Below are 21,860 nucleotides of genomic sequence, written 5' to 3'. Positions count from 1 at the left end.
GGTTTTAAACTTGCCATTATAGCAAAAAGCCATTTTAATTTTCAAACCTTAAAATTTCAATTTCGCCCTGAACTAATCCCACCCCTTCATCAATCAAAGCGATAGAATCAACTTGTGCAAGGGCTTGAATCGCTCCTGAGTCATAGCGGTTGTTGTTGTAAGGAATGAATTGGTTGTTTGAATAGTTGCCTAAAATTAAATGCGTTCGTTCGCCTTTAAGCTTTAAAGGGGCATTGATTTGAGCCTTAAAGGGTTTTAGTTTAAAATCTTTATTTAAGGATAAGCACTCCAGTAAGGGTAGAATCAAAACTCGTAAAACCAATAAGCAGCTTAAAGGATTACCCGGCAAGCCTATAATGATACTTTGATTGAGTTTGGCTAAAGTTACCGGTTTTCCAGGTTTGAGATTGACTTTTTCATAATAAAAAAGGGCGTTTTTTTCTTTCAAAGCGTCTTTAAAAAAGTCTTTATCCCCCACACTCACCCCCGCGCTTGAAAGGATGACATCATAGTCTTGTGATTCAAGTGCTTTAAGCTGTAAATCTTTATTATCTTTTAAAACCCCTAAAAAATGCGTGTTGTAGTTTTTAAGCATGTTAAAAATACCCACTGAATTAACATCATAAACTTGGCATTCTAGGGCGTTTTGCCCTAAAGGCACTAATTCATCGCCGCTACTAAATAAAGCGATTTTTAATTTCCTAAACGCTTTGATTTCTTTTAACCCTTGAGAGGCAATGAGCACGATATGCCCGTAATTCAAACGGGTATTTTTAGGGACTAACACGCTGTTTAAAGAAGCGTTTTCGCCCTTTTGACGGATATTGGCGTTTATTTTAAAATCTTTGGGAGCTAGGGCGAAATTTGTATGGCTTTCTAGCATGCATTCTATAGGGACAATCGTTTCTATTCCCTTTGGCACCATCGCTCCAGTCATGATTTTAACGCATTCATTTTCTTTAACTTCTAAAGCGCTCATATCATCTCCGGCAAAGATGCGCTGAATGACTTGAGTTTTTTTGCCTAAATCTTGCATTTTAAACCCATAGCCATCCATGGCACTTTGATTGAATTTAGGCAAGGGGTGAATGCAAATAATATCTTCTGCTAAAATGCGCCCTATGCTTTCAAACAAAGAAATAACCTCTATTTCTAAGGGTTTTAGGGGAATGCTAGAATGGATTTTTAGAGCTTCTTTAAAACTAATCATATTGATCCTTTAAAAGATTTTGCTAATGGCGCTAAAGGCTAGGCTGATTTCTTCTTTAAAACGCCCCATGATAGCCGAAGCGATTAAAATAATGCCCACAAACCCGATCGCAATTTTAACCGGAAACCCGATAGCGAGCAGGTTGAACTGAGGGTGGGTTTTCATGATCATGCCAAAAATAATATCGCTCAATAACACCAAGCATAAAATAGGGAACGCCATAGAAAACCCTATGACAAACAAGTGCGAAAAGGCTTTGATAATGTTTTTAGCTAACGCTGGCTCAAAGACAAATTGCCCTAAAGGGACGGCTTTTAAGCTGTGATCCACAAATAAGATGATTTGATGGTGGAACGATAAATCCAATAAAATTAAAATCGCTAACAATAAAAGGGCTTGCCCCACAATGGGTTTTTGCGATCCTGAAATAGGATCATATGCGCTCGCCATCGTAAGCCCCATAGAAAAGCTGATGCTATCGGTTGCAAACACCAAGCTTGCAAAGACGATTTGCAAAAAGATAGACGCACACACCCCTAAAAACAGCTCGCACAAGCAAGCAATAATAAAACCCTCTGGCGTGTAAGCGGCGTTTGAAAACTCTAAAGTGGGGTAAAAAATCGCGCTCACATACAAGTTTAAAGCCCCGCGCACCGACAAAGGCACTAAATGGTTTTCAAAAAAAGGGAAGAAAGACAGCACGCCGCTAACCCTTAAAAACAACAAGAAAAAATCCCTAACATGGGGGGTGCTAAGCTCTTGAATAAAATCTAGCATTCTTTTTCTTTAAGGATAAAAAAGTAGTGCGTTAGCATTAGGGTTTGCAATAAAGTGGCAAAAAAATTAAAAAAAGGGATTAAGGAAAAAAGATAGCAAAAAAACGAAAAACGATAATGTTTTAATCGGTGCTGTTTGAGTAAATTTTGATAGCTTTGATGATTAAAAATCATGCTGGCTATATCCAAACTCATGGTGTTTTTGAAAAAAAGAAAATGCGGAATTATGGAAAAAAAGACCCCAAAGACCCCTATAAAGGGAATGAAATAAAAGGGCGTTAAAACCGCCATCCATAAAAGCATAAAAATGAGCGATTTTAAAAAATATTTAATAGAAAAAAGAATAGAGCCAAATTCTTCTAAAACAACATGGGGATAATATTTTTGGTGCAAATAAGAAACCACCAAAGGGGTGTAAAAAACAGACGCAAAAATATTGATGATTAAACTCAAAAGAATCACGATCCAAAAAATAAGAAAATACACTAACGCTTTAAAAACCCATGCGAACACGCCAGCAAAAAAGCCTTGAGAATGGGAATAGTCATTCAAAGATTGCGGTAATAAAATTTGGCAATAACCCACAATATTTGCGCCATTGTAGTAAAAAACAGCTCCAAAAAACGCCAGACTCAAAAGGATAGGGCCAAGATTGATTAAAAGCATTCTAGCGCTTAAAAAATCATTAAAGCTTTTTTTAAGGATAGATAAAGACAAAACCATAGCCTGAAATCCTTCTTATTTTGATAGGGTAATTTAAGCGCAAAGTCCCTTAATCTTATATAGTAAGCTTATCAATATGAGATTGACTAAAGGCATAGAAATTACTTAATATGGAATAACATGTAATGCTAAAAGACCAAATATAAAGAATAATAACCCTGGTAACCAAGGAAAGAGAATACATACAACAATAATTACGAATATTATATTCATAATTGCATCGAGGATTTTTGAATCCTTTTTAACATTCTTTTCCTTTCCAAAAAGAATAAAACTAACACTAAAAAAGATAATAAATATTATTACAACATCTGAGGCGAACATTTTTACCCGCTTTGAATGGAATGAATAACTTTAAGCATTTCTTACCCCTCAATGTGAGTTTTCTGTAATCATGATAGCTGATTTTGTTTTAAATTTGCTATAATGTGGATTTAATGATGAAAATTAGTTTAGAGTGGAGAACACACAATGAAAAAGAATATCTTAAATTTAGCGTTAGTGGGCGCGTTGAGCGCGTCGTTTTTGGTGGCTAAGCCGGCTCATAACGCAAATAACGCTGCACATAACACGAAAAAAACGACTGATTCTTCAGCAGGCGTGTTAGCTACAGTGGATGGCAGGCCCATCACCAAAAGCGATTTTGACATGATTAAGCAACGAAATCCTAATTTTGATTTTGACAAGCTTAAAGAGAAAGAAAAAGAAGCCTTGATTGAGCAAGCTATCCGCACCGCACTTGTAGAAAATGAGGCTAAGGCAGAAAAGCTTAATCAGACTCCAGAATTTAAAGCGATGATGGAAGCGGTTAAAAAACAGGCTTTAGTGGAATTTTGGGCTAAAAAACAGGCTGAAGAAGTGAAAAAAATCCAAATCCCTGAAAAAGAAATGCAGGATTTTTACAACGCTAATAAAGATCAGCTTTTTGTCAAGCAAGAAGCCCATGCTAGGCATATTTTAGTGAAAACCGAAGATGAGGCTAAACGGATTATTTCTGAGATTGACAAACAGCCAAAGGCTAAAAAAGAAGTCAAATTCATTGAGTTAGCCAATCGGGATACGATTGATCCTAACAGTAAGAATGCGCAAAATGGCGGTGATTTGGGGAAATTCCAAAAGAACCAAATGGCTCCGGATTTTTCTAAAGCCGCTTTCGCTTTAACTCCTGGGGATTACACTAAGACCCCTGTTAAAACGGAGTTTGGTTATCATATTATTTATTTGATTTCTAAAGATAGCCCTGTAACTTATACTTATGAGCAAGCTAAACCCACCATTAAGGGGATGTTACAAGAAAAGCTTTTCCAAGAACGCATGAATCAACGAATCGAGGAATTAAGGAAGCACGCTAAAATTGTTATCAACAAGTAATTGATGAGGTGTTATCATGTTAGTTAAAGGCAATGAAATCTTATTGAAAGCCCATAAAGAAGGTTATGGGGTAGGGGCGTTTAATTTCGTGAATTTTGAAATGCTAAACGCTATTTTTGAAGCAGGAAACGAGGAAAATTCCCCGCTTTTCATTCAAGCGAGTGAAGGAGCGATCAAATACATGGGGATTGATATGGCGGTGGGCATGGTGAAAATCATGTGCGAACGCTACCCCCACATTCCTGTAGCCTTACACCTAGATCATGGCACGACTTTTGAAAGCTGCGAAAAAGCCGTGAAAGCGGGTTTCACTTCTGTGATGATTGATGCCTCTCATCATGCTTTTGAAGAAAATTTGGAATTGACTTCTAAAGTGGTCAAAATGGCGCATAACGCTGGAGTGAGCGTGGAAGCGGAGTTGGGGCGTTTGATGGGGATTGAAGACAATATTTCAGTAGATGAAAAAGATGCGGTGTTAGTGAATCCTAAAGAAGCGGAGCAGTTTGTCAAAGAATCTCAAGTGGATTACTTAGCCCCAGCCATTGGGACAAGCCATGGAGCGTTTAAGTTTAAGGGCGAGCCCAAATTAGATTTTGAACGCTTGCAAGAAGTCAAAAGACTCACTAATATCCCTTTAGTTTTGCATGGAGCGAGCGCGATACCAGATAATGTGAGGAAATCTTATTTGGACGCTGGAGGCGATTTGAAAGGCTCTAAGGGCGTGCCTTTTGAATTTCTACAAGAATCTATAAAAGGGGGGATCAATAAGGTCAATACCGATACGGATTTAAGGATCGCTTTCATCGCAGAAGTGCGCAAGGTGGCTAATGAAGATAAGAGCCAATTTGATTTGAGGAAGTTTTTTTCTCCGGCCCAATTAGCGCTTAAAAATGTGGTCAAAGAGCGCATGAAACTTTTGGGCAGCGCTAATAAAATTTAATCAACAAGGAAAAAGTGTAACATGGCAATTGGGATGAGCGAGCTCAAAAAGGGCTTGAAAATTGAATTGGGCGGTGTGCCTTATAGGATTGTGGAATACCAGCATGTCAAGCCTGGTAAGGGTGCGGCTTTTGTGCGCGCGAAAATCAAGTCGTTTTTGGATGGTAAGGTGATTGAAAAGACTTTCCATGCGGGGGATAAGTGCGAAGAACCTAACTTGGTTGAAAAAACGATGCAATACCTTTATCACGATGGCGATACATACCAATTCATGGATATAGAGAGCTATGAACAAATCGCTTTAAACGACTCTCAAGTGGGCGAGGCTTCTAAATGGATGCTAGACGGCATGCAAGTGCAGGTTTTATTGCATAATGACAAGGCAATTTCAGTGGATGTGCCGCAAGTTGTGGCTTTAAAGATTGTGGAAACGGCTCCTAATTTTAAGGGCGATACTTCAAGCGCGAGCAAAAAGCCAGCGACTTTAGAAACCGGTGCGGTTGTGCAAGTGCCTTTCCATGTTTTAGAGGGTGAGGTGATTAAAGTCAATACGGAAACAGAAGAGTATCTTGAAAAGGTGAAATGAGATTATCTTTTTATTGATCTAGTGTTTTAGACACAGCTTTTTGTCATAAGGGGGTATTTATCTGGTTATGAAGATAAGGTCCGTTTTCCCCAGAGCACAGATCCTAGACTTGGTGGAGGAATTAAGAGAATCATCAGGGCAGAAGTTGATAAAATAAAAGAAAACCGATCAAACTATGAATTAAATGTTGATGATATTCTGCTTTTTACTCACATATCTTACAAAAAATACACATTAGAAATCATTTTACCCACTGACACAAGATACAATGTTTTAAATGGCTTAATCAATAATAGCAAGCATTTATTGGTTTTTAGCGAGAATGAAACGAGATCTTTAGATGATGGTAAAATAAATGAAAGCGTTAGAATAGATGGGGGGGAAAAATATCATCCTTTATGGTGTTCCTGGTAGTGGCAAAAGTTATACTTTGCAAAGAGATTATTGCAATAATAGCGTGGTAGAAAAGATAGTGTTCCACCCTGATTATTCTTATAGTGATTTTGTGGGACAGATTATGCCAAGTATAGATGATAGCGGTATCGTTAGTTATAAATTTAATCCTGGACCTTTTACAAATATCCTTAAAAAAGCGTATCATAACCCACAAACTAAACATGTTCTGGTGGTTGATGAAATAAATCGTGGTAATGCACCTGCCATATTTGGAGAAATTTTTCAACTTCTTGACAGACTAAAACATGACAAAGATGGCTTTAAAAAAGGCTCTAGTGAGTATGCTATCAATAATACGGATATTGCAAATATTGTCCATAACGATAAAAATGCAAGTATAAGAATCCCGTCAAATTTATGGATAGTCGCTACAATGAATACGAGCGATCAAAATGTATTCACACTAGATACTGCTTTTCAGCGTAGATTTTCTATGCGACTCATTGAGAATTTCTTTGAAAATGTTGATGATGATTTTAAAAATATGAAAATTTTAGATACTGATATTACTTGGCAAAAATTTTGCACCACCATCAATGAAAAAATAGCTCAAAATAACGAGGGGCTGAGTTCTATGGAAGATAAGCGATTTGGCGTTTATTTTGTAAGTATTGATGATCTAAAGAGCAAAGAAAATTTTGCACATAAAGTTATAAAATACCTTTGGGACGATGTTTTTAAATTTGATAGAAATATAATATTTGATACTACAAAATTTAATACGCTTGAAGCTGTTGTAAAGAATTTTACCAAAGAAAAAGGTAGAACCCAATTTGATATTTTTAGCGATGGTGTGAAAGAACTTTTATTTGATGTTTGATTTAAAAGAGCGCTGTTTTACAGACAATAAATTGAACGACAATTTTGTAGGTATTAGAAGCATCAATAATGATTTACAAATCTGTTTCCCGCTAGGATTTGATATAAGCGATGATAAAAACATTAGAACAGATATAAAAAAGCTTATTTCCATTCTTTTAGAATATAATAAAGCAATTGCATGTGAAAGTTTGTTAAATAATAAAAATGAGATTATAAGATCAAATTTTCCACTCACAGCGTATAAAAATGTCATAGAATATTTTTTATCGCATGGTTATTATGCAGAGAATAAAAGCTATTATGAAAATAGTGCAAAAGGTAAAATCAATTTTTCCAAAACGATGAATAAAAACAGACCCATTATTCAAAACCTTAACAATAAAAACTCTTTCATCTACACTCGTTTTCAAGTTAAAAAGGAAATGATTAATGAAAATGAATTGATAACAGCTATAAACAAATATTGTGTGCATGAAGCGTTTTCTAAATTTGGCTTTGTGTTTAGCTCGTTTATGCCATCAAAATTTAACCTACCCACTGATAAAAATTATTGCATTTATCTGCTTGAAAACAAGCTAAACAACACCTTTAATGATGACAAGAAAATCCTTTTTCAATCTATGAAAAATATTCTTTTACAAGATGATAATATTTTGGATAAGACTGATTTTAAATTTGGAACATATCATTTTTATGTTGTTTGGGAAAAAATGATAGACAGAGCATTTGGTATAAAAAATAAAGAAGTTTATTTTCCTAAAACAAAATGGAATTTGCGGTGTTCTAATCAAAACCCTGATTATTTATTGCAACCAGATAGCATCATGCTGTTTGACGATAAAATTTACATATTAGATGCAAAATATTATAGATATGGCATAAGTGGAGTTGCAAGTGATTTACCCAATAGCGCATCCATAATAAAACAGATTGTTTATGGCGAATATGTGGCAAAACTAGAAACAAAAAAAGAGGTTTACAATATCTTTTTAATGCCATTCAACAGATTTAACAATCCGCTAAAATTGAGCAATATTTTTGAAAATATAGGCTTTGCAAATGGAGAGTGGAGAGACAACCTAAAGCAATATGAAAATATAAAAGGAATTTTAATAGACACTAAATTTTTAATGCAAAATTATAATAAGAAATCCAATGATCTTTTAAGGTTACTAGCAAAAAATGTTGAAGAAATTAAAAATAATTTTTAAAAATTTTAATCAAAAAATCAAATCTAAAACCATAAAACAAAATTAAAATCCCCATTTTTCAATGAAAACAAACTACAATGAGCGTTCTATATCATCAGCGCTTAAAGGGGTGTTGGCTTTTAAAAATTTTGATGCCTTTTGGCCTAAAATTTCTTTATAAAATTTAGGGTGTAAGCCAAGGTTGGGGCGTAAGGCTTTGACATTATCGCTAGTCAATGCTTCGCCTTTTTGAATGTCCTTAATGACGAATAAAGAGCGTGCAAAAAATCTTCGCTCCTCTAAAGTCTTTGGATTGATTTTTGGCTCTTCTTCGCCTAAGGCTAAAACGCTTTGTTTGATGGCTCCAACCATGCTTTTAAATTCGTTAAAATCCATGCTAAAAGCGCTGTCTGGGGTTTGTAAGGATTTGTTTAAAATGAAATGCTTTTCTATCATGCTCGCCCCTAAAGTAGTGGCTAGAATGGGGCAAAGAGTGCCAATCGTGTGATCGCTCAAGCCAAATTTAACGCCAAAGGTTTCGCCTAATTTAACCATGCTTAATAAATGAGCGTCTTCTAATTTGCTAGGATAAGCGCTCACGCATTTTAAAAGGGTGATGTCAAAATTATTCACTCCTCTGCACAATGAGATGGCGTCTTGCAATTCGGCGTGTGTGGCGATACCGCTAGAAAGGATAATGGGCTTTTGTGTGCGAGCGGCTTTTTCAATCAAGTCTAAATCAACGATTTCAAAACTAGCGATTTTATACATGGGGCAATTTAGGCTCTCTAAAAGCTCTAAAGCTTGTGAACTAAAAGGCGAGCTAAAAATGCCTAAACCAAGCTTTTTAGCCAACTCAAACAATTCAGCATGCCACTCTAGGGGGGTAGAAGCCTTTTGATATAATCCATACAGATTTTCTTTATCCCATAAAGTGCCTTGAATGATGAAAGGATCTTCTTTAGAGTTTAAAGTCATGCAGCTTGGCGTGTAGGTTTGGAGCTTGACAAAATCCGCGCCGCTTTCCTTAATGGCATGAAGGCTTTCTTTGGCTAGGTTTAGATCCTGGTTATGATTAGCGCTCAATTCAGCGACAATTTTAGGGCGTTGTAACATTTTTATTTTTCCTTAATTAAAGATTCTTTTTCTAAGCGATAGACTTGAGAGCAAGTGAAGGCTAAATGCTCATCATGCGTGGCTAAGACTAACGCCCCTTCGTTTTCTGTAATGTAATTTTGCAGCATGCTGATGACTTGATTAGCGCTAGTGGTGTCTAAATTCCCGGTGGGTTCATCAGCGATAATGATTTGGGGTTTTTTAGAAAGCACTCTGGCGATGCTTAAGCGTTGTTGCTGGCCGCCGCTCAATTCGCCCACGCCTTGTTTTAGGGTGTGGGCTATGCCTAATTGTTCTAAAAGGGAATGATTTATTTCTTGCTTGGCTAGGATTGAAGCGACTTGCAAGTTTTCTAAAGCGCTAAAACCCTTAAAAAGGTAATGCGATTGGAAGATTATGCCCACTTTTAAGCGCCGTAATTCCAAAAGCTTTTTGGAATTTAAGGCATAAATATCCTGGTGTTCTAACAAACCGATCGTCCCACTATTGGGTTTTAGCATGGTGGCTAAATGGCTTAAAAGCGTGCTTTTACCGCTCCCACTCACGCCTAAAATCGCTAGGCTTTCTTTGGGCTTGATGTGCAAATTCACGCCATTATAAAGAGGCTTTTCAAAAGCATGAGAAATATTAATCGCTTTAATCATTATCGTTTCCTAAAAAGAATATCGCCTAATAAACTAGGGTTTAGAATGTAAGAAGTTGAAAAGTTCGCGCTGTGCAAGATGATTTTATCATAACGCCTTGCATAGTATTTTAAAAGCGTTTTTTGTAGGGTGGGTTCAATGCTTGGGCTAAACCATGCGTTATTGCTCATCACTATAAAAATTTTTGAAGGGCTGTTTGAATAAGCGGCTTTGGAAGTGCCTTCATAGCAAATTAAAGGGCGAAAAGTGAAATCGTCTAATGTGAAATCGCTGAAACTAGAAGCGTTGCGGTATAAATAAGCGCTCTCGCCAAAAAAGAGTTTTTCAAGGGGTTTTTGAAGAAACTTGGGTAAAGGCATGGTCTCGCCAAAGGGGGCTAAGATCACTTTATCAGCGATTTGAACGCTTTTTTTAGAAAATAAAAACGAGCTGTTATAAAGGTTATAGCCTTGAGTCCGCAATGTCCCTATTAAAATAGCAATATTATCGCTTAAATCTTCTAGCTTAGCTTTAAAGAGGGAGTTTTCTAAAGCGATAGGGTAGGCGGTCTCTGGAAAAACAATCAGGGTTTTTTGCTTGCTTTGAGCGAGTTTGATTTCTTTAAGGATGTTGTTTTCAATATTGTTAAGGTAGTTTGAATCAAATTTCAAATCTTGGGGCGTTCTTGTAGAGACTAATTCAACATTTCCAACCTTTTTTAAATCGCTTGTTTTAAAACCATTAAAATCCAACGCGCCAAGCAGCAATAAAACCCCTATCATTCTGTGTTTTTTAAGATTTTGAGCGCTCAAAAAAATGCAAGCCAAAAAAACAAGCCCTAAAGATAATTTATCCACCCTAAACACGCTATAAGAAAAAAAGCTATCTGGGACTAACCAATCAAATCCAAAGGGGTGGATAAAACTAGAGCCTAAAAAACTCAAAAGCCTGAAATAGGGGTTTTCAAAATAGAGCAACAAATAAAATAAAACCCCATAAACTAACGCTATTAAAACAATGATTAAGGGCAATAAGTAAGTGAAATCCGAGTAGCGAAAGCTTAAAGCGCACCAATAAAACAATAACGCCCCCACGAAAAACCCCAAAGCAAAAGCACTATTTCTGGGGGTTTTTAAAAACGCTAAAATGCTTAAAGGGGCTAATAGGCTTGTGAGTATGATAGAAATATAGGGGTTTTCAATCGCATAAGCGTCTAAAACAGCGTTCACATACACGCTTGAAACAAACATGCATGCCAATAAAAAAGCGTTTTGATTGAACAGAATAAGACGCATGGCTAGATTTTGAAACCTTGAGATTGTTTTAGTGTATTATAGCTATATTTTAATTTAAGAATTTTAGATTGATTTTTTTAAGGGTAGTTTTTTTTAAGTTGTGTTATTATTTTCAAATTTCAAGCCTAAAGAGCGTGAATTGGCATGATTTAAGAATGATGGGTGTTTGTTTTAGAACGCTGCGACTATCCTTATATGAGATAGAGATAATGAGAGAAAGGTTTGGGTTTAGGGTTTGAACTATATTGATTTGGCGTTACTTGTGGTAGTGGTAGCCTTTGGGATTAGGGGGTTTTATCATGGCTTCGTGAGTGAAATAGCAGCGACTTTGGGGATTGTGCTTGGCGTTTATTTGGCGTCTCGCTATTCTGTGGCTGTTGGGAATTTATTTTCAGAGCATTTGTATGATTTAAGAAATGAAACCATGACCAATCTCATTGGTTTTTTACTGGTGTTGGCGTCCATTTGGGTGTTTTTTTTAGCTCTTGGAGTGTTGCTAGGCAAGGTGTTAGTCTTTAGCGGTCTAGGCATTATAGACAAAGCGTTAGGGTTTATTTTTTCATGTTTGAAGACTTTTTTAGTGCTTTCTTTCATCCTTTATGCACTCTCTAAAATGGATTTAATGAAAGACGCTAACGCCTATTTGCAAGAAAAGAGCGCTATTTTCCCCACCATGAAAAGCATCGCTAGTAAGATCATGCGCCTTGATGGCGTCAAACATGTGGAGAAAAACCTTAAAGACAACCTTGAAGAAATGAGCGATGAAGTTAAAAATAAAGAATCTATTGATAACGCCAAAGAATCTTTTAATAAGGCTACGGATAAGGGCGTAGAAGCTTTAAAAGAAAAGGCTAAAGATTTGCCTAAAAACATGCTAGAGCCAAAACACAATAAATCTAACCAAACCCCACCAATCCCAACCCCATCTAATAAAGAACCCCTATAAAGGCATCACATGTTTTCTAACCAATACATCCAACAACGCATCCATAAAGCCAATAGCTTGAGAGAAGAAGGCAAAAACCCTTATAAAAATGGCTTGAAACGGAGCCTCACCAACGCCGCTTTTTTAGAAAAATACGCTTATGTTAAGGATTTAGAAGAGCCTAAAGACAAAGAAAAATGCGAGAGCGTTGTAGGGAGGGTCAAGCTCTTGCGTTTAATGGGTAAGGCATGCTTTATTAAAATTGAAGATGAAAGCGCGATTTTGCAAGCTTATGTTTCGCAAAATGAATTGAACGATGAATTTAAAAGCTTGAAAAAGCATTTAGAAGTGGGCGATATTGTGTTGGTGAAAGGCTTCCCTTTTGCTACCAAAACCGGTGAATTAAGCGTTCATGCCCTAGAATTTCATATTTTAAGCAAAACCATTGTGCCTTTACCTGAAAAGTTTCATGGATTAAGCGATATAGAATTGCGTTACCGCCAGCGCTATTTGGATTTAATCGTCAATCCTAGCGTTAAAGATGTGTTTAAAAAACGCAGTTTGATTGTTTCTAGCGTGCGGAAATTCTTTGAAACGGAAGGGTTTTTAGAAGTGGAAACCCCCATGATGCACCCCATTCCTGGCGGGGCGAACGCAAGGCCTTTCATCACTTACCATAACGCTTTAGAAATTGAAAGGTATTTAAGAATCGCTCCAGAATTATACCTCAAACGCTTGATTGTGGGGGGTTTTGAAGCGGTGTTTGAAATCAATCGTAATTTCAGGAATGAGGGCATGGATCACAGCCATAACCCCGAATTTACGATGATTGAGTTTTATTGGGCGTATCACACTTATGAAGATTTGATTGAACTTAGTAAGAGGCTATTTGACTACTTGCTAAAGACTTTGAACTTACCTTCAAAAATCATTTATAACGATATGGAAGTGGATTTCAACCAAACGAGCGTGATTTCCTATTTGGACGCTTTAGAAACAATAGGGGGCATCAGTAAGGATATTTTAGAAAAAGAAGACAGGCTTTTGGCTTATTTGTTAGAGCAAGGCATCAAAGTAGAGCCAGATCTCACTTATGGTAAATTGCTCGCTGAAGCGTTTGATCATTTTGTAGAGCACCAGCTCATTAACCCCACTTTTGTAACCCAATACCCCATTGAGATTAGCCCCCTAGCCAGACGCAACGATAGTAACCCTAATATTGCTGACAGGTTTGAATTGTTTATTGCAGGGAAAGAAATCGCTAACGGCTTTAGCGAGTTGAATGATCCTTTGGATCAATTAGAACGCTTTAAAAATCAAGTGGCTGAGAAAGAAAAAGGCGATGAAGAAGCCCAATACATGGATGAAGATTACGTGTGGGCCCTAGCCCATGGAATGCCCCCCACTGCAGGGCAAGGCATAGGCATTGACAGGTTGGTGATGTTACTCACTGGGGCTAAAAGCATTAAAGATGTGATTTTATTCCCAGCGATGCGTCCTGTTAAAAACGATTTTAATGTGGAGAGTGAAGAATAATGGCGTATTTTTTAGAACAAACGGATAGTGAAATTTTTGAATTGATCTTTGAAGAATATAAGCGGCAAAATGAGCATTTAGAAATGATAGCGAGCGAGAATTACACTTTTCCTAGTGTTATGGAAGCTATGGGAAGCATTTTAACGAATAAATACGCTGAGGGCTATCCTAACAAGCGCTATTATGGAGGCTGTGAAGTGGTGGATAAAATAGAAAGCCTAGCCATAGAAAGGGCTAAAAAGCTTTTTAATTGCCAGTTCGCTAACGTGCAAGCGCATTCAGGCTCACAAGCTAATAACGCTGTTTATCACGCCCTTTTAAAGCCTTATGACAAGATTTTAGGCATGGATTTAAGCTGTGGAGGGCATTTAACGCATGGCGCTAAAGTGAGTTTAACCGGCAAGCATTATCAGAGCTTTTCTTATGGCGTGAATTTGGATGGCTATATTGATTATGAAGAAGCGCTAAAAATCGCTCAGAGCGTTAAGCCAGAAATCATTGTGTGCGGGTTTTCAGCCTATCCAAGGGAGATTGATTTTAAGAAATTTAGAGAAATCGCTGATGAAGTGGGAGCGTTACTATTAGGCGATATAGCTCATGTGGCAGGGCTTGTGGTAACCGGTGAGCATGCCCATCCTTTCCCGCATTGCCATGTGGTTTCAAGCACCACTCATAAGACCTTAAGAGGGCCTAGAGGGGGGCTTATTTTAACCAATGATGAAGAGATAGCGGCTAAGATTGATAAAGCGATTTTTCCAGGAACTCAAGGCGGGCCTTTGATGCATGCGATTGCTGCTAAAGCGGTGGGGTTTAAAGAGAATTTAAAACCAGAGTTTAAAGCTTACGCGAAATTAGTGAAATCTAACATGCAAGTTCTCGCTAAAACATTAAAAGAAAAAAACCACAAATTAGTGAGTGGTGGCACTTCTAACCATTTGCTTTTAATGGATTTCTTAGACAAGCCTTATAGCGGGAAAGACGCTGATATTGCCTTAGGGAATGCCGGAATCACTGTGAATAAAAACACCATTCCTGGCGAAACGCGCAGCCCTTTTGTAACGAGCGGGATAAGGATTGGATCAGCGGCATTAAGCGCAAGGGGCATGGGAGCTAAAGAATTTGAAATCATAGGGAATAAAATATCAGATATTTTGAATGATATTAATAATGTTAGTTTGCAATTGCATGTGAAAGAAGAATTGAAAGCCATGGCTAATCAATTCCCTGTGTACCAGCAGCCTATTTTTTAAGGGAGTCAAGATGACAGAAATGGAATTAAAGCTCATTAAGATAGACACAAGCCATTATTTTGAAAAAAAACCAGGCTTGGGGGAGAGAATGGATTATGCGGGTCGTTGCTATTATAATAAATTCCAAAGAGTGAATGCCATGCTCACAAGCTCGCTCATTCAAAAGCATTTGAAAAGGGAGATAGAAATCGCGCACAATCTCATCTTGCGTAACGATAAGGTGGAAAACATTGTGTTTGATTATAACGGGAGGAATCCGGAGCGTTTTTACCATAAGGCGCAGTTATTGCTTCGTGAGGAAGGTTTTATGAATTTTACCGCTTATAACACGAAGACGCCAGGGCATTTGCATTTGTATGTGCATAAGGGGCATACGGAATTGGGCGAGGGCGAGAGGTTGATTAAAACCTTATCCATGAAATTAGCGCAAGGATTGCCTAAAGAATGGAAGGTCTTCCCTAGCAATGAATGGCCTAATGAATTTAATATTTTAGCTTTACCTTATGAAGTGTTTGCAAAAGAGCGCGGGAGCTCTTGGGCGAAGCATTTATAACCATTTTTGAAAGGATTTTTGATGTCAGAAAAAGAAAGACTGAATGAAGTGATTTTAGAAGAAGAAAATAATGGGGGTGGTACTAAAAAGGTGTTTTTGATCGTGGCTATAGCCATTATCATTTTAGCGGTGCTTTTAATGGTGTTTTGGAAAAGCACGAGAGTCGCTCCTAAAGAGACTTTTTTACAAACCGATAGCGGGATGCAAAAAATAGGCAACACTAAAGACGAGAAAAAAGACGATGAGTTTGAAAGCTTGAATTTAGATCCTTCCAAGCAAGAAGACAAGCTAGACAAAGTGGCGGATAATGTTAAAAAACAAGAAAATGATGTGTTTAACATGCCCACTCAAACCGATCAAACTCAAACGGAGATGAAAACAGCAGAAGAAAAACAAGAAGCTCAAAAAGAATTAAAAGCTGTTGAGCACACTAGCGCTCAAAAAGAATCTCAAGCTGCGACTAAAAAAGAAACCCCCCATAAAAAGCCTAAAGCAACCCCTAAAGATAAGGAAGCTCATAAAGATAAAGCTAAGCATGCGGTTAAAGAGCTAAAAGTCAAAAAAGAAGCTCATAAAGAAGTTCCTAAAAAAGCCAATTCTAAAACCACTCTTACTAAAGGGCATTATTTGCAAGTGGGGGTTTTTGCGCACACGCCCAATAAAGCCTTTTTGCAAGCGTTTAACCAATTCCCCCATAAGATTGAAGATAGGGGGGCTACTAAACGCTATCTCATAGGCCCGTATAAGAGTAAACAAGAAGCCTTAATGCATGCCGATGAAGTCAGCAAAAAGATGACTAAACCGGTTGTCATAGAGGTTCGTTAAAGATTTTACAAACTTAAAAGAGTTTAGCGTTAGTCAAGCGATAATTTCTTGTGATGCACTCTTAGGGGTTAGAGGGATTTATGGGGGAGAGTTTGCAAAATACCCCTATTTTCTTAAGAGTTTTGTATAAAACTAAAATAAAGTAATCCCATTTAAAAAATAAAGAGCGTTATGAATTTAATGGATAGCAAAGAATATGACGGCTTTTTAACTAGCAAGCAAAATATAAGACGGCTAAAACAAAGCAATAGCATTTAGTAAAGTAGGGGTAAGAGGTAAAAAATGGAAAAACATGCGTTTTAAATCAAACATTCATACCCACTACTAGCAGTCAAGGAGAAGTAACAAACCCAGACCGCATGAAAGAATTGTAATATAAAAAAGATTAAAACAGCTTTTAAGACTATCAATCCATATGATTTTACCAAAAAGAAAGCATCAGTCATTTTAATAGGTTTTTTAAAATTAGCTATAATCAAGGCTTTAAAAAAGACATAATCCTAAAAAAAGAGTTTTAACATGTTAGAAAAATTGATTGAAAGAGTGTTGTTTGCCACTCGTTGGTTGCTAGCCCCTTTATGCATTGCCATGTCGTTAGTGCTGGTGGTTTTAGGTTATGCGTTCATGAAAGAGTTGTGGCACATGCTCAGCCATTTAAACACGATCAGCGAAACGGATTTGGTTTTATCAGCCTTAGGATTAGTGGATTTGTTGTTTATGGCAGGGCTTGTTTTAATGGTGTTGCTCGCCAGTTATGAAAGCTTTGTTTCTAAATTAGACAAGGTGGATGCCAGCGAAATCACCTGGCTAAAGCACACGGATTTTAACGCTTTAAAATTAAAGGTTTCGCTCTCCATTGTAGCCATTTCGGCGATTTTTTTGCTCAAACGCTACATGAGTTTAGAAGACGTTTTATCCAGTATCCCTAAGGACACGCCTCTATCGCATAACCCCATTTTTTGGCAAGTGGTGATCCATTTGGTGTTTGTGTGTTCAGCGCTTTTAGCCGCCGTTACCAATAATATCGCTTTTTCGCAAAATAAAGGGCATTAAAAGTTTTAAAGCTCTCTTTCAGGAAGGACTTTAGACCATTCTTTAATCAAGCGCAAAAAGAAGGAAGTGTCAGGCGAAGTTTTTTCATGGATTAAAATGCCTTCTTCCACCGCTTCCCAAATCACTCTATGCCGATACACCACCAAATGCCATGATTGTTGGGCATGATCTTTAAGCGACAAACGCACCCTTTTAGCAAAAGACGGGTTGTCAAACAAAACCGCGCTTTCAGTGTTGATGTATGCAGAGCGCGGATCAATATTGAAACTCCCTAGAAGCGTTAAATTGTCATCAAAAACAATCGTCTTGCCATGCAAGGAATGTTTGGTGCTGAAGCGCCCTTTAATCTGGCGGTTGAAAAAATCGTTTCGTATTTCATAGACATTCGCACCCATTCGCACTAATTGGTTGCGATACCTTTCCCATGCCCCATAGACCACTATCGCATCAGTAGATGAAAGGGAATTGGTAAGGATGTTCAATTCAATCCCCTTAGAAATTTGATTTTTAAAGATTTTCATCATCTTTTTGCCTGGAATAAAATACGATGAAGCGATAAAAACGGAGTCTTTAGCGTTTTTAAGGGCTTTCTCAAAAGCGATTTTGATGGGCGAATACAAGGGCGTGTCAATTTTTTTGGGTGAATCGGCTAAAAAAATGGCATTCCCATAATAAATGGGGTATTGGTATTTTTGGAAACGATCTATAAAATCATTGACTTTTTTTTCAAACTGGTTTTTGTCTTCGGCGCTGATAGGGATTTTTTCATGGAGTTTAGCGATTTCTTTAGCGTTGTTTTTGAGCCTTTTATGGGTTCTTAATAATGAAACAGGGATAGAGCGGTGGAACCTCCAATAGCGTTCAAAGCTTTCTTTGGCCTTTGAAGCAACCCCCCCAAAAAACAAAGCGTCTAAATCTAAAAAATTCGTGTCTAAATCGTTATCAAAATAATTGTCCCCAATATTGCGCCCCCCTATAATGACAGCGAAATTATCCACGATGAAAAGCTTGTTGTGCATGCGTTTTTTAATGCGCTCATAATCCGCAAGCATTTCAAAATAACGCAAGCCTTTATTGCGGATATAGTAGGGGTTAAAAATTTTCACCTCAATGTTTTTATGGAAATTTAAGAGCATAATATCTGAAAAATCCGAATACACTCCGTTATCGTCTAAAAGAATGCGCACTTTCACCCCACGATTGGCCGCATTTAAAAGCTCTTTAGCGATCACTTGAGAGGAAAGATCGTTCTTATAAATATAAGTTTGCATGTCAATGCTTTTTTGGCTCATCCTGATAAGACCCACTCTATGCAACAGAGCGTCAAAGCCGTCTTCTAAAAGAATGGCCGCGCTATGGTTAGGGTTTTCTTTCAAATTTTTAGCATACAAGCTCCCAATGGTGGTAGTGTAGGGATCATAAGAGATAGGGGGGCTTGAAATGGGAGTCTTATAGACTAACCCAAAACACCCATTAAAAAAAAAGACGCTTAAAAAAACTAAAAAGATTTTCAAAAACGACCCACTAAAAGAAATTAGCGGCTTTTACCCACTTTCAACATTCGGTTACGCAAAGTAGCGATACTGCTTTGCAAGGGTAATTCTTTAGGGCAAGTGTCATGGCAAGCGATCAAGCTCATGCACCCAAAAACACCATCATCATCGCCCACTAACTCATAAAAATCGTCATCGCTTCTTTCATCGTGGCTGTCAATCATAAAACGCATGGCTCTGTTCATGCCAGCAGCTCCAATGAAATTAGGGCGCATGAGTTTAGTCCCACAAGAAGCGATACAGCACCCGCATTCAATACACCTGTCTAGTTCAAAGACTTCTTGGGCTTCATCAGGCTCAATCCTTTTTTCCGGCTTAGTAATATCCACTTCTTCTTTAGAATGCGCCCAACTCTCCACCCTTTTAGTCATATCGCCAAACCAATCGCCCGTATTCACGCTCAAATCTTTAATGAGTGTAAAACTGGGCATGGGCATGAGCGTGATCACCCCGCTTTCAAAACTAGAAGTTAGGGTTTTACAAGCCAGTCTCGGTCTCCCATTAACCATCATCGCGCAAGAGCCGCAAATCCCAGCGCGGCACACAAAATCAAAGCTCAAATCCGGATCTTGATGCTCTCTAATGAGGTTTAAAGCGATAAAGAGCGTCATGGATGGCGTTTCTTTCAATTGATACTCTTTAAAATGCGGCTTACTCACTGCACTTTGAGGGTCAAATTTTAGCACTCTAACTACAATCGTTCGTTCATTATCACTCATGGTGTTCTCCTTTTAAATTAGCGTTGTGTTGGTCTAATAAATCATGGACATTGAAAGAATACAAATGTTCCCCCCTAGCCCTCACTTCTTCATCTTCTAAACGCATGTTCCTAGCTTTGTATTTTTCTTGCAATTCAAAAGGCATGAGCGCATGCTGGACTTCTATCCTGTCTTTTCCAAGCTTTTCTAGTTCTAAAATCGTTTTCAAAATCTCAGCGTCGCGCTCTTCTTTTTTGGGGTGGGGGATGAAATTACCCTTTTTGCCATAGCCCCTAAAATCAGGGCTGATTTCCATTTTCATCACATCTAATTCTTCGTATTCAATCGTGGGCATGTCTTGTTCAGCGTTAGGCCAGCTCGCTAAAGTCCGATTAAGCCATTTTTCATCATCTCTTTTAGGGTAATCAATCCTTGTGTGAGCCCCTCTGCTTTCGGTGCGCAGTAACGCCCCTTGAGTGATACAAAGCGCGAGTTTGAGCATTTTTTTGGTGCGGTAAGCGTCTTCTAATTCGGGGTTATTGTGTAAAACCTTGTTTTTCACGCAAATGTTTTTGGAGCGTGCATAAAGCTCTTGCAATTCTTTAAGGGCTTCTTCTAATTTTTTGCCTTCTCTAAAAACGCCCACTTTTTCATCCATGACTTCTTTCATGCGTTCTCTGATTTCATACACGTCTTCCTTGCCTTCATTATGCAATAAAAAATGTATATAATCTTGGCTTTCTTTAATGAAAGCTTCAACTTTTTGGGTGTTGATTTCAATTTGCACTTCCAAACAATGCGACGCGAAATAATCCCCTATGATCATGCCAGCGACCACCGCTTCACTCACAGAATTTCCCCCCAAGCGGTTAAACCCATGCAAATCCCAACATGCCGCTTCGCCCGCACAAAACAAGCCTTTTAAATGGGTTTCGCCTTTAGGGTTTGTCCTAACCCCACCCATAGAATAGTGTTGCATGGGTTTTATGGGGATCCAGCCTTTTTGTTTGGCCATCGCTTGCCCGTATTCAGGCTCATTAGCGGGCATTCCTTGCATGTTGTCTTTGGTTTGCTCTTCGCTATCAGCCGGATCAATGCCCGCAAAAGTCATGGCAATATCACGCACATCTCTCAAGTTTTTTTCCACATGGTTACGCCCTAAAATAGCAATATCCAGCCACACATGATCCCCATAAGGCGATTTGGCTCCATAGCCTTTTTGGATATGCTCTAAAATCCGCCTTGAGACCACATCCCTACTCGCAAGCTCTTTTTTTTCCGGCTCATAAGCGGGCATGAAGCGTCTGCCAAACTTGTCTCTTAAAACGCCGCCATCGCCCCTACAACCTTCAGTCATTAAAATCCCGCTAGGCACTAAAGCGGTAGGGTGGAATTGCACCGCTTCCATATTCCCTAATTTAGCCACGCCGGTTTCTAACGCGCTCGCCGCCCCAGCTCCGTCGCAAATCACAGCGTTAGTGGTGTGTTTATACACGCGCCCATAACCTCCGGTAGCTAAAAGCGTGCCTTTAGAAACATACGCTGAAATTTCGCCGGTGATCAAATCCCTTACCACCGCCCCGTAGCATTGATTATCATGATGAATGAAAGCGAGCATGTCCTTTCTGTCTTGAATATCCACTTTGTGGTGTAAGGCTTCATTAGCGACCGCATAAAGCATGGTATGCCCTGTGGCATCAGCCGTAAAGCATGTGCGCCATTTTTTAGTGCCGCCAAAATCACGGCTTAGAATATAACCATGCCTGTCGTCTCTTTCGGTAATCGTAACATGCTCACCATTGACGACCGCAGGCCTATCGCCCTTTTTAATCCTAGTCCAAGGCACCCCCCAACTGGCCAATTCCCTAATGGCTTTAGGGGCAGTGGTTACAAACATCCTAGCCACTTGCTGATCGCACCCCCAATCGCTCCCCTTAACCGTGTCTAAAAAGTGCAAATCTTCATTATCGCCCTCGCTTTTTTTAGCGTTCGCAAGGCTCGCTTGCATGCCCCCTTGAGCGGCTGCAGAGTGCGAACGCCTGACAGGCACTAGACTTAAAACGATGGTGTTTAAACCCTTTTGTTTGCATGCGATACTAGCCCTTAACCCGGCCAATCCGCCTCCAATAATTAGCGCATCACAATATGTTATTTTCATTTTCTACCCTTATTCTTTGTGGAATTTCCCATCAGCTTCTATGGCTTCTTGCATGGTTTTAATGCCATTGTCCTTATTTTCTAAACCTTTTTTAATGTAAGCCCCATAGGTGCAAAGCCCTAAAACAATGAAAAACACGCTCATCGCCCATTTGACTTTTCTCAAGCCTTGAATGCTCACATTTTTAAACCACCCCCATTTA

The 21,860-nt window shown here is 38.4% G+C and carries 20 protein-coding genes and 2 pseudogenes; 11 read left to right on the top strand and 11 right to left on the bottom strand.

Annotation, left to right across the window (positions count from 1 at the left end):
• Positions 1–34 precede the first annotated feature (34 nt).
• The 4 genes from EWZ81_RS06710 to EWZ81_RS08515 form a co-directional block, all read right to left on the bottom strand.
• Positions 35–1,210 carry a molybdopterin molybdotransferase MoeA gene (locus tag EWZ81_RS06710; RefSeq protein WP_165549438.1) on the bottom strand — a complete coding sequence of 392 codons (1,176 nt, stop codon included), beginning with the start codon at positions 1,208–1,210 and terminating at the stop codon, positions 35–37.
• A gap of 9 nt (positions 1,211–1,219) precedes the next feature.
• On the bottom strand, positions 1,220–1,987 hold the full coding sequence (gene fliR / locus EWZ81_RS06705; RefSeq protein ID WP_165549437.1) for a flagellar biosynthetic protein FliR: 768 nt from the start codon (positions 1,985–1,987) through the stop codon (positions 1,220–1,222).
• Entirely contained in the window at positions 1,981–2,709 is a 729-nt protein-coding gene (locus EWZ81_RS06700) for an EI24 domain-containing protein (RefSeq protein WP_165549436.1), read from the bottom strand. Before EWZ81_RS06700 ends, fliR begins: the two co-directional genes overlap by 7 nt.
• Before the next feature lie 105 nt (positions 2,710–2,814).
• Positions 2,815–3,033 carry a hypothetical protein gene (locus EWZ81_RS08515; protein ID WP_240146755.1) on the bottom strand — a complete coding sequence of 73 codons (219 nt, stop codon included), beginning with the start codon at positions 3,031–3,033 and terminating at the stop codon, positions 2,815–2,817.
• A gap of 147 nt (positions 3,034–3,180) precedes the next feature.
• Between EWZ81_RS08515 and cbf2 the strand changes: the two genes are divergently transcribed.
• From cbf2 to EWZ81_RS06675, 5 genes and pseudogenes are all read left to right on the top strand, one after another.
• Positions 3,181–4,080, top strand: coding sequence for a peptidylprolyl isomerase CBF2 (gene cbf2 / locus EWZ81_RS06695; RefSeq protein ID WP_165549435.1), 900 nt, complete (start codon positions 3,181–3,183; stop codon positions 4,078–4,080).
• Positions 4,081–4,096: 16 nt separating this feature from the next.
• Positions 4,097–5,020 carry a class II fructose-bisphosphate aldolase gene (locus EWZ81_RS06690; protein ID WP_000960449.1) on the top strand — a complete coding sequence of 308 codons (924 nt, stop codon included), beginning with the start codon at positions 4,097–4,099 and terminating at the stop codon, positions 5,018–5,020.
• A gap of 21 nt (positions 5,021–5,041) precedes the next feature.
• A complete protein-coding gene (efp, locus tag EWZ81_RS06685) occupies positions 5,042–5,605 on the top strand; it encodes an elongation factor P (RefSeq protein ID WP_000974267.1) in 564 nt (187 codons plus the stop codon).
• 45 nt (positions 5,606–5,650) lie between these two features.
• Positions 5,651–6,881 (top strand): annotated as a pseudogene (locus EWZ81_RS06680) (McrB family protein); the annotation flags it as partial.
• Positions 6,874–8,094, top strand: a complete 1,221-nt coding sequence (locus EWZ81_RS06675; protein WP_165549434.1) for an LlaJI family restriction endonuclease — start codon at positions 6,874–6,876, stop codon at positions 8,092–8,094. The pseudogene EWZ81_RS06680 and the gene EWZ81_RS06675, both read left to right, overlap by 8 nt.
• 72 nt (positions 8,095–8,166) lie before the next feature.
• Here the strand turns inward: EWZ81_RS06675 and pseI are convergent, their stop codons facing one another.
• The 3 genes from pseI to EWZ81_RS06660 are packed head-to-tail and all read right to left on the bottom strand — an operon-like array spanning position 8,167 to position 11,107.
• Positions 8,167–9,189, bottom strand: coding sequence for a pseudaminic acid synthase (gene pseI, locus EWZ81_RS06670; protein ID WP_165549433.1), 1,023 nt, complete (start codon positions 9,187–9,189; stop codon positions 8,167–8,169).
• A 2-nt stretch (positions 9,190–9,191) separates the two neighbouring features.
• Positions 9,192–9,833: an ABC transporter ATP-binding protein gene (locus tag EWZ81_RS06665; protein WP_000588223.1), complete on the bottom strand. Its 642-nt coding sequence runs from the start codon at positions 9,831–9,833 to the stop codon at positions 9,192–9,194.
• Positions 9,833–11,107 (bottom strand): apolipoprotein N-acyltransferase, encoded by a 1,275-nt coding sequence (locus EWZ81_RS06660; RefSeq protein WP_165549432.1) that lies wholly within the window; start codon positions 11,105–11,107, stop codon positions 9,833–9,835. The genes EWZ81_RS06665 and EWZ81_RS06660 overlap by 1 nt, the downstream gene beginning before the upstream one ends.
• Positions 11,108–11,342: 235 nt before the next feature.
• Here EWZ81_RS06660 and EWZ81_RS06655 point away from each other — a divergent pair, with 235 nt between their 5' ends.
• The 6 genes from EWZ81_RS06655 (at position 11,343) to EWZ81_RS06630 (ending at position 17,249) form a co-directional block, all read left to right on the top strand.
• Positions 11,343–12,053 (top strand): CvpA family protein, encoded by a 711-nt coding sequence (locus EWZ81_RS06655; RefSeq protein ID WP_165549431.1) that lies wholly within the window; start codon positions 11,343–11,345, stop codon positions 12,051–12,053.
• A gap of 9 nt (positions 12,054–12,062) precedes the next feature.
• The gene (gene lysS / locus EWZ81_RS06650; protein ID WP_165549430.1) at positions 12,063–13,568 is read left to right on the top strand and encodes a lysine--tRNA ligase; all 1,506 of its coding nucleotides are present in this window, start codon (positions 12,063–12,065) and stop codon (positions 13,566–13,568) included.
• Positions 13,568–14,818: a serine hydroxymethyltransferase gene (gene glyA, locus EWZ81_RS06645; protein ID WP_165549429.1), complete on the top strand. Its 1,251-nt coding sequence runs from the start codon at positions 13,568–13,570 to the stop codon at positions 14,816–14,818. The genes lysS and glyA overlap by 1 nt, the downstream gene beginning before the upstream one ends.
• A 10-nt stretch (positions 14,819–14,828) precedes the next feature.
• Positions 14,829–15,371 (top strand): DUF1882 domain-containing protein, encoded by a 543-nt coding sequence (locus EWZ81_RS06640; protein ID WP_165549428.1) that lies wholly within the window; start codon positions 14,829–14,831, stop codon positions 15,369–15,371.
• A gap of 21 nt (positions 15,372–15,392) precedes the next feature.
• Positions 15,393–16,196 carry an SPOR domain-containing protein gene (locus tag EWZ81_RS06635; protein WP_165549427.1) on the top strand — a complete coding sequence of 268 codons (804 nt, stop codon included), beginning with the start codon at positions 15,393–15,395 and terminating at the stop codon, positions 16,194–16,196.
• A gap of 519 nt (positions 16,197–16,715) precedes the next feature.
• Positions 16,716–17,249, top strand: coding sequence for a TIGR00645 family protein (locus EWZ81_RS06630; RefSeq protein ID WP_000890432.1), 534 nt, complete (start codon positions 16,716–16,718; stop codon positions 17,247–17,249).
• 5 nt (positions 17,250–17,254) lie between these two features.
• On the opposite strand, the gene clsC is transcribed toward EWZ81_RS06630, so the two are convergent.
• The 4 genes and pseudogenes from clsC to EWZ81_RS06610 form a co-directional block, all read right to left on the bottom strand.
• Positions 17,255–18,763, bottom strand: a complete 1,509-nt coding sequence (gene clsC, locus EWZ81_RS06625) for a cardiolipin synthase ClsC (protein ID WP_023526600.1) — start codon at positions 18,761–18,763, stop codon at positions 17,255–17,257.
• A 20-nt stretch (positions 18,764–18,783) separates the two neighbouring features.
• Complete coding sequence (locus EWZ81_RS06620) at positions 18,784–19,521, bottom strand: fumarate reductase iron-sulfur subunit (protein ID WP_001282425.1); 738 nt, start codon at positions 19,519–19,521, stop codon at positions 18,784–18,786.
• Complete coding sequence (locus EWZ81_RS06615; protein WP_165549426.1) at positions 19,514–21,658, bottom strand: fumarate reductase flavoprotein subunit; 2,145 nt, start codon at positions 21,656–21,658, stop codon at positions 19,514–19,516. Before EWZ81_RS06615 ends, EWZ81_RS06620 begins: the two co-directional genes overlap by 8 nt.
• A 9-nt stretch (positions 21,659–21,667) precedes the next feature.
• Positions 21,668–21,860, bottom strand: a pseudogene (locus EWZ81_RS06610) (fumarate reductase cytochrome b subunit); the annotation flags it as partial.

The sequence above is a fragment of the Helicobacter pylori genome (assembly GCF_011140715.1).
Taxonomy (GTDB): domain Bacteria; phylum Campylobacterota; class Campylobacteria; order Campylobacterales; family Helicobacteraceae; genus Helicobacter; species Helicobacter pylori_DA.
Note: the sequence above shows the minus strand (reverse complement) of the source record. Positions and strands in the feature narration are given on the sequence as shown.